At 47.8% G+C, this 6,000-nt stretch carries 9 protein-coding genes; all 9 read right to left on the bottom strand.

Going from position 1 to position 6,000, the window contains the following annotated elements; genetic code table 11:
* Nucleotides 1-678: YWFCY domain-containing protein (locus ABI367_RS14750; RefSeq protein ID WP_462228530.1), on the bottom strand; the 678-nt coding region annotated here is incomplete at its 3' end.
* A gap of 3 nt (nucleotides 679-681) precedes the next feature.
* Nucleotides 682-1,854, bottom strand: coding sequence for a relaxase/mobilization nuclease domain-containing protein (locus tag ABI367_RS14745; protein ID WP_462228529.1), 1,173 nt, complete (start codon nucleotides 1,852-1,854; stop codon nucleotides 682-684).
* The gene (locus tag ABI367_RS14740) at nucleotides 1,821-2,231 is read right to left on the bottom strand and encodes a plasmid mobilization protein (RefSeq protein WP_462228528.1); all 411 of its coding nucleotides are present in this window, start codon (nucleotides 2,229-2,231) and stop codon (nucleotides 1,821-1,823) included. The genes ABI367_RS14745 and ABI367_RS14740 overlap by 34 nt, the downstream gene beginning before the upstream one ends.
* 129 nt (nucleotides 2,232-2,360) lie before the next feature.
* Nucleotides 2,361-2,624 carry a hypothetical protein gene (locus ABI367_RS14735; RefSeq protein WP_462228527.1) on the bottom strand — a complete coding sequence of 88 codons (264 nt, stop codon included), beginning with the start codon at nucleotides 2,622-2,624 and terminating at the stop codon, nucleotides 2,361-2,363.
* 18 nt (nucleotides 2,625-2,642) lie between these two features.
* Nucleotides 2,643-3,233: an AAA family ATPase gene (locus tag ABI367_RS14730; RefSeq protein WP_462228526.1), complete on the bottom strand. Its 591-nt coding sequence runs from the start codon at nucleotides 3,231-3,233 to the stop codon at nucleotides 2,643-2,645.
* A 35-nt stretch (nucleotides 3,234-3,268) separates the two neighbouring features.
* Nucleotides 3,269-3,781, bottom strand: coding sequence for an ORF6N domain-containing protein (locus tag ABI367_RS14725; protein WP_462228525.1), 513 nt, complete (start codon nucleotides 3,779-3,781; stop codon nucleotides 3,269-3,271).
* A 33-nt stretch (nucleotides 3,782-3,814) separates the two neighbouring features.
* Complete coding sequence (locus ABI367_RS14720) at nucleotides 3,815-4,069, bottom strand: hypothetical protein (protein ID WP_462228524.1); 255 nt, start codon at nucleotides 4,067-4,069, stop codon at nucleotides 3,815-3,817.
* A complete protein-coding gene (locus ABI367_RS14715) occupies nucleotides 4,062-4,343 on the bottom strand; it encodes a helix-turn-helix domain-containing protein (protein ID WP_462228523.1) in 282 nt (93 codons plus the stop codon). Before ABI367_RS14715 ends, ABI367_RS14720 begins: the two co-directional genes overlap by 8 nt.
* 127 nt (nucleotides 4,344-4,470) lie before the next feature.
* A complete protein-coding gene (locus ABI367_RS14710) occupies nucleotides 4,471-5,712 on the bottom strand; it encodes a site-specific integrase (RefSeq protein ID WP_462228522.1) in 1,242 nt (413 codons plus the stop codon).
* Between the last annotated feature and the right edge of the window lie 288 nt (nucleotides 5,713-6,000).

Below are 6,000 nucleotides of genomic sequence, written 5' to 3'. Positions count from 1 at the left end.
GTCATAGATGAGCATTGCGAATCCCTTGGCGATATGCTGGGTGATGATATGTCTTATAACAAAATAAGACTTACCAGCGCCCGGGCTACCGCCGACCAGCGTTCCGCGAAAGGGGTTGATGATATTGATCCAGCTGCCCCGCTCCCGCCCTTTGAGTTGATATTTGGCAGGGAGGTTAATGGAGTACTCGTTTTCCAATAGTCGTTCTTCCTGCGGGAAGGTTTCATTTTCTTTGTTAAAGATATCACCGCCCAGTTGGAGTTTCAGCATCCGGAACAGCAGGCCGCCCCCGGTCATAAATAACAAATAACCGAATGCGGTGGCGCCGATATATAGCCAGCCGGACAAATAGCTACTGAAAAAATAGATCAATAGCCCGGTCATGCAGTAAGTAATGATCGTTTTGAGCCTGATCTTGTCATCCCGTTTACCTTTGGAGCCGATGAGGGAAACGATGAGGAGGCCGAGCGCACTGAGTTTGGCGTTTAAAACGGTTTTGAAGATCGCCATTTTGGACAGCGGCAATAAGATATGGTCAACGACTGGATGGGCCAGTGTCAGGTGCTCAAATATGAGGTAGTTGTATAAATAAAAGTGGATGAGCAATATGGCAATGCTGAGTAGCCTGGTGAAGTCGATGATCTTCCTGAGGGCTTGTTCGTTTTCTCCGGTTTGCATAATTTATAAGTTAAATCGTTTACGTTTCTTTTTGAGTTTGTTCAGGGCGGCGATATCCTGCTGTTCGGGTTGTAATAAAATATCAAGGACATCGATGCTTTCAGCCGGTTCATAGGTTGCAGGTTGTTGAACAGGTTCGGTTTTGTTAAATTTTGCATTAAGTGGGTTGGCACTGAATTCCTTGCCGAGGTCGCTGCCGTTAAATACCGCTTTGTTTTCATGATCAATGAAAGTCGTCCCGTAAATCCGGCCATCGTCGCTGCGGCGGAATAAGACCTCGATATTTTGGTTCTTTAAGGCGCGTTCAAATGATTGCCGGTCGGTTGCCAGAGACAGCGCTTCGCTGATGGCAATGCTTAATTTTTCTTTGAGCGGCTTGCGCAGGGTTTCATTGAGCCGGAATTTTTCCGCCAGCGTGTTGAGCGTTGGTTTACCGTAGATGCTGCTGGCCTTGATGGGCACCCCGGTTTTGTTGCCTTCCTTATCCGTGATCCAGTAGACCAATCCACCGTATGCCTGAATACGCGATTCCTTAGACCCCCGGTCAGCTTGAATATGATATTGCTGCAACACGGCATTCAGTTCGGGGATGCTGGTAAACTTGTACGTGCGCACCACCTGGTTAACGATGTTGGTGATGGCCCGTTTGGTTTCCTGTTTACCGTATTCTGCCGGTACGACCCGGAGATCCGGCTTTTGCTGTTGTTGTTCTTCGGCTTTTATCAAATTGTATTTGATCTCGATGGACTTACGGGCTTTCTCGGATTGGTTTTGCCCGAGGTAATGTAAGCTGATGCGTTCGCCGCTCTTCTTAATATTGGTGGTCACGATATGGATATGCGGGTGTCCGGCGTCGCTATGGCGGTAAACGAGATAAGGCTGGTTTTCAAATCCAATGCCTTGCATATAGTCCTGGGTAATGGCTTGCAAAGTTTCGGTGGTCGGAGTTTCGCCGTTAGCGAAATTCAGCGATATATGCACGGTATTGGTTTTGGTGCGCTCATTTCTTTGCGCCAGGTCAGTTAAGCGTAACAGCTTATCATAAAAATTGAGGTCTTTCAAATCTTTGAAATAACCAACGGCTTCGATCAGTGCTGCTTTACCCTGTTTCACTTTGTTCTCGTTATAGTTGAGCGCGCCTTTCAGGCTTTTGCCGCTCTTAATTTTTGCGACCATATATCGGCGTATTGGTTCATGCGTTCCTTGATCTGGCTGATGGATGGTTCGACCTGGCGGGTTATGATGGCCAGCAGATTGGCCCATAACCGTATGTCTGCGTTGCCATGCGCGGCATTGATCTGGTAGACGGCCTGGTTCAAATTATTGCCGATGGCATTGAGTTCGCGTCTTAATAAAATGAGTTCTTCCAGCACATCATCCATGGCTTTGTCGCGGTAAGTGACCGTGATTGTTTTTTCCAGCAGTACGTTGCGGCAATATTCACTGAGCTTACGAAACAACGTCTTTTTGAAACGCTTTTCGATCAGTTCAAACTCGGTCGGTTTGAGGCGGATAATTAATCGGCGGCTGCGGTTTTCTGCTGGCTTTTCCATATGCGTTGTCTTTGAAAAATGCGACTTCGGAGCTTTTTTACGGCTGGGCAGGTCATCCCCGGGAGCCGGGGCAAGATGCGTTTGTATGACAAACGTACATCTTGCTGACTGCTGCGAAGCGGGCGGTCTTTAGTCTGTTGTCAGTGGTTTTTGATGGGTTTTCAGATAGCGTTTTAAAGCGTCAATACCGATATCTTTTTGCGAGATGTCGTTGGCGACACCGTAGTTCTTGATGTCTTTCAGCAGACTTTTGGGCAGCCAGATATTGAACTGGGCTTCGGCTTCTTTGGGCGGCGCTGTTTTGACGGGCTGTACTTGCTGGATAGGGGTCTGCGGTTTTTCCTGCTTGAGTTTGCCAGCAAGGTTGCTGAGTTTATTTTTATAGTTTTCCATAATGCTAGTTTTCTATAATTATAGAATGATGTAATTGACAACTTCCTCGGCAAGGGCCATGATCTCCGCTTTGGCTTTCGGGTCATTGCCGTTCAGGATACCGGCGGTCAGGGTCGAGCGAGTGATGCTGACGCGGTCGTGGATCACGGTCTTTAACAACGGCGTTTGCATTTCCGCTAAGAGTTGGATCACGTCATTGGTCAGGCTGGTGCGGGGTTTGACCATGTTCAGGACGATGGCGGCATTGGCTTTGGCCTGGTGGATCAGGGCTAAGGTGGAGCGGATGGCCATGACGTCAAAAAAGCCGGCCTTAGTAGGCACGAGTACAAAGTCTGACCGCCGGAAAAGTTCGGGTAACTGGTCAGACAGGTACGGCGGGGTGTCGACGATAACGAGATCATAGTCGAGCTGATGGAGGTCTTTGAACTGATCCGCCCCGATAATGGTTAAGCCCGGTAACTCATCCTTTAAATGATACAGGCTGCCCTGGTGATCGGTGTCAGCGACTGCGACAGACAGTTGATCCTGGAAGCATAGTGCGAGGTTGATGGCGAGGGTGCTTTTGCCGACGCCGCCTTTTTGATGGGCGATGGTGATGATCTTGGCCATGATATATAATTATAGATTTATAGATTTCTATTCCGCTACCCTTTCAGTTTAAAGCCTACCGGCTCCCGGGGTTCGTTCTTTTGCCAGATGAGTTGTTTCAGGGTTTGAAATATCGCCTGGATATCATCGTCATGCTGGATGAGCAGTTTTTCCAATTGTTCAAATTTGAGCAATAGGTCTTTTTGTGTGATCAGCATTTCCCGGAATTTGACGAACACCTCGATGATCTTGATGCTCATGGCGATCGCTTGCTGGCTTTTAAGGACGTTGGCGAGCATGAGCACACCATGCTCGCTGAAAACATAGGGCAGGGTGCCGCCCAGGTGTTGCCGGGAAGGTATCGCATTTTGCGATACCATAGCTGCGACTTCTTCCTCGGTCAGTTGAAACATAAAATGACCTGGAAAACGTTCGAGGTTGCGTTTGACCTGTTCCCGTAAGCGGATGGGTTTAACGGCGTACATTTCCGCGAGGTCCCTGTCCAGCATGACTTTGATGCCGCGGATCAGGTAGATTTTAGCTGCGATTTGTTGGTGTTCCATTTCCATAATTGGTCGTATTGGCATTAGATTGCTAGTTGACTATTGCAGTTGGTTTTCTTTGAGCCGTTGCCGGAGTTTTTGCGTTTGCTGGTGGTTAAATAGCCAGTCGCTGGCCAGCACTTTCCAGTTGCGGAAGGGCGTGCCGCGTGGGCTGCGCCAATGGTGCTCACGGTAATAGGTATAAAATAGGGCAGCTTGTGCGGCAAAGCCTTTCTGATCGAAATAGATGTCAACAAGCTGGCGGTCCGGTGGCATTTCGTAACCGAAGCCGCGTTGGGCTTTTCGCTTATTCATGATCCATCATATGCGTAATCTTGTCGACATCATAGTAGGTGATGCCGCCTAATTTGGTAAATGGGATCTCCCCGCGGTCGCGGAGGTATTGTAATTTCCCTGCGGATATATTGAGCATTTTCCGGACTTCCATGGACTTGAGCCATTTTTTGGTTTGCTGCAAGCCGTGACCTTTGAGGATGCTTTTTATTTCCTGGAGTAACTGCTCTTTGATATCGGCGAGATCGCCTACAGTGACCAGTTGGTCGCGGGTTAAATTTTTTCGTTGTTCCATAGTTTTACGAGTTGAGTCAACAAAGTTGCGCAGCCTGGCTTAATTGATTTCAACTGCATCACCCCAGTGGGGTTATTTATGGCGGTTTGGTTTGGTTTCAATAGAAATTATGCCGGGGGCTAGCGTGCTATGTTTTTAGCTGGCCGGCGGACGTGAATAACTTGTCCTGGAGTGCCTGCATATTATTGCTCAGTTTGCGCCTGGTGATCTTCGCGTAGATCTGGGTGCTGCGCAGGTCTTTGTGTCCAAGCATTTTGCCTACGGTTTCCAGCGGCACGTCGTTTTCGAGGGTGACCGTGGTCGCAAAGGTATGCCGCGCGGTATGCGTGGTCAGGTGTTTTTTGATCCCGCAAATGTCTGCGAGTTCTTTTAGATAGGCATTATAGCGATAATTGCTGTTGACCGGCAGTAACTTATTATTTTCCACACAATAAGGGTGACGGGCATATTTTTCGATGATGGCCAGCGGGATGGGCATTAACGGCACCGTTTCCATCACCCCGGTTTTTTGGCGGTCTTTGGATATCCATGGTTTGCCGTCCATACCGTTGAAAATATTGTCCGGCTGTAAGTTATAGCAGGTTTCATAAGCGAAGCCGGTGAAACAGCAAAATATATAGACATCCCTGACTTCTTCCAGCCGTTTTAATGGAAGGCCTTTGTTATACAAATTCATGATCTCCGCCATTTCGAGGTATTCCCGTTCGGGCGCATCATAGGTGCATTTGAAGTGTGCGATAGTGTTATATTTGATCCAGCCTTCTTTAACAGCACGGTCGATGACCTGCTTTAAGGTCTTGACGTATTTCATGGCAGCGTTCTCACCGATATCGTCCATGATCAGGAAGTGATAAAAGTTGACGGCGAAGCCGAGCTGGATCTCTTCCAGCGCGATATCATTCACTTTATACTTGCTTTTCATAAAGGCCTGGCATTTTTTGGGCAGCCGTTCGTAGCGTGCCAGGGTTCCGGCGCTTGCTTTTCCTTTTTTGACCCGGCCGGAAAATTCCTGGTTGTGCAGCTCGAAGGCGGCGTTAAGGGTTTTCTGTATCGTGGCTTTGGGCAGGTAGGCCTCTTTGACCATGGCTGCGGTTATCTTTTTTTGCGTGGCGGCGACCTGGTTATAGCATCTTTCGAGGTCGGCTTTGACTTTCGTAATGTAACTGTTAATAGCCTTGTGGTCGGGGCAGGCTTTCTCCGCCACGGCATTGTCTTCGTCCCAAAATTGAGGATCGATTTTCTTTCCGGACGCAAAGCCGTCCCGGTTGCCGTTGATGGTGATACGGACGTATATCGGTACCTGTCCGTCTTTGGTGCTTTTCCCTCGTTTTAACCAGAATAAGATCGACAATTCTTCATTAATTTTCATGCTCTAGTTTTTAAGTTTACGTTGGTTCTTTGAACTGAAAATCAAACTGATACAACTAAACCTAAAGCGTACGCGTTTCAATTCGGTACCCTATTTTCGGAAAAAGGAATGGGGTACCGAAAAGGGTACCTATTACTTTGCATGACATTGCTTTAATTTGAATTGGAATTTTTAAAAGAGATCGTTTCGATGTAGGCCCGGATGGGTGTTTTTAGCTTTAACATTGCATAAAAACAAAAAAAGGAGTCTCTTTTTCAAGAAACTCCCCTGCAAATCAGCGATGATTTT

The sequence above is a fragment of the Mucilaginibacter sp. genome, from assembly GCF_039935595.1.
Classification (GTDB): domain Bacteria; phylum Bacteroidota; class Bacteroidia; order Sphingobacteriales; family Sphingobacteriaceae; genus Mucilaginibacter.
Note: the sequence above shows the minus strand (reverse complement) of the source record. Positions and strands in the feature narration are given on the sequence as shown.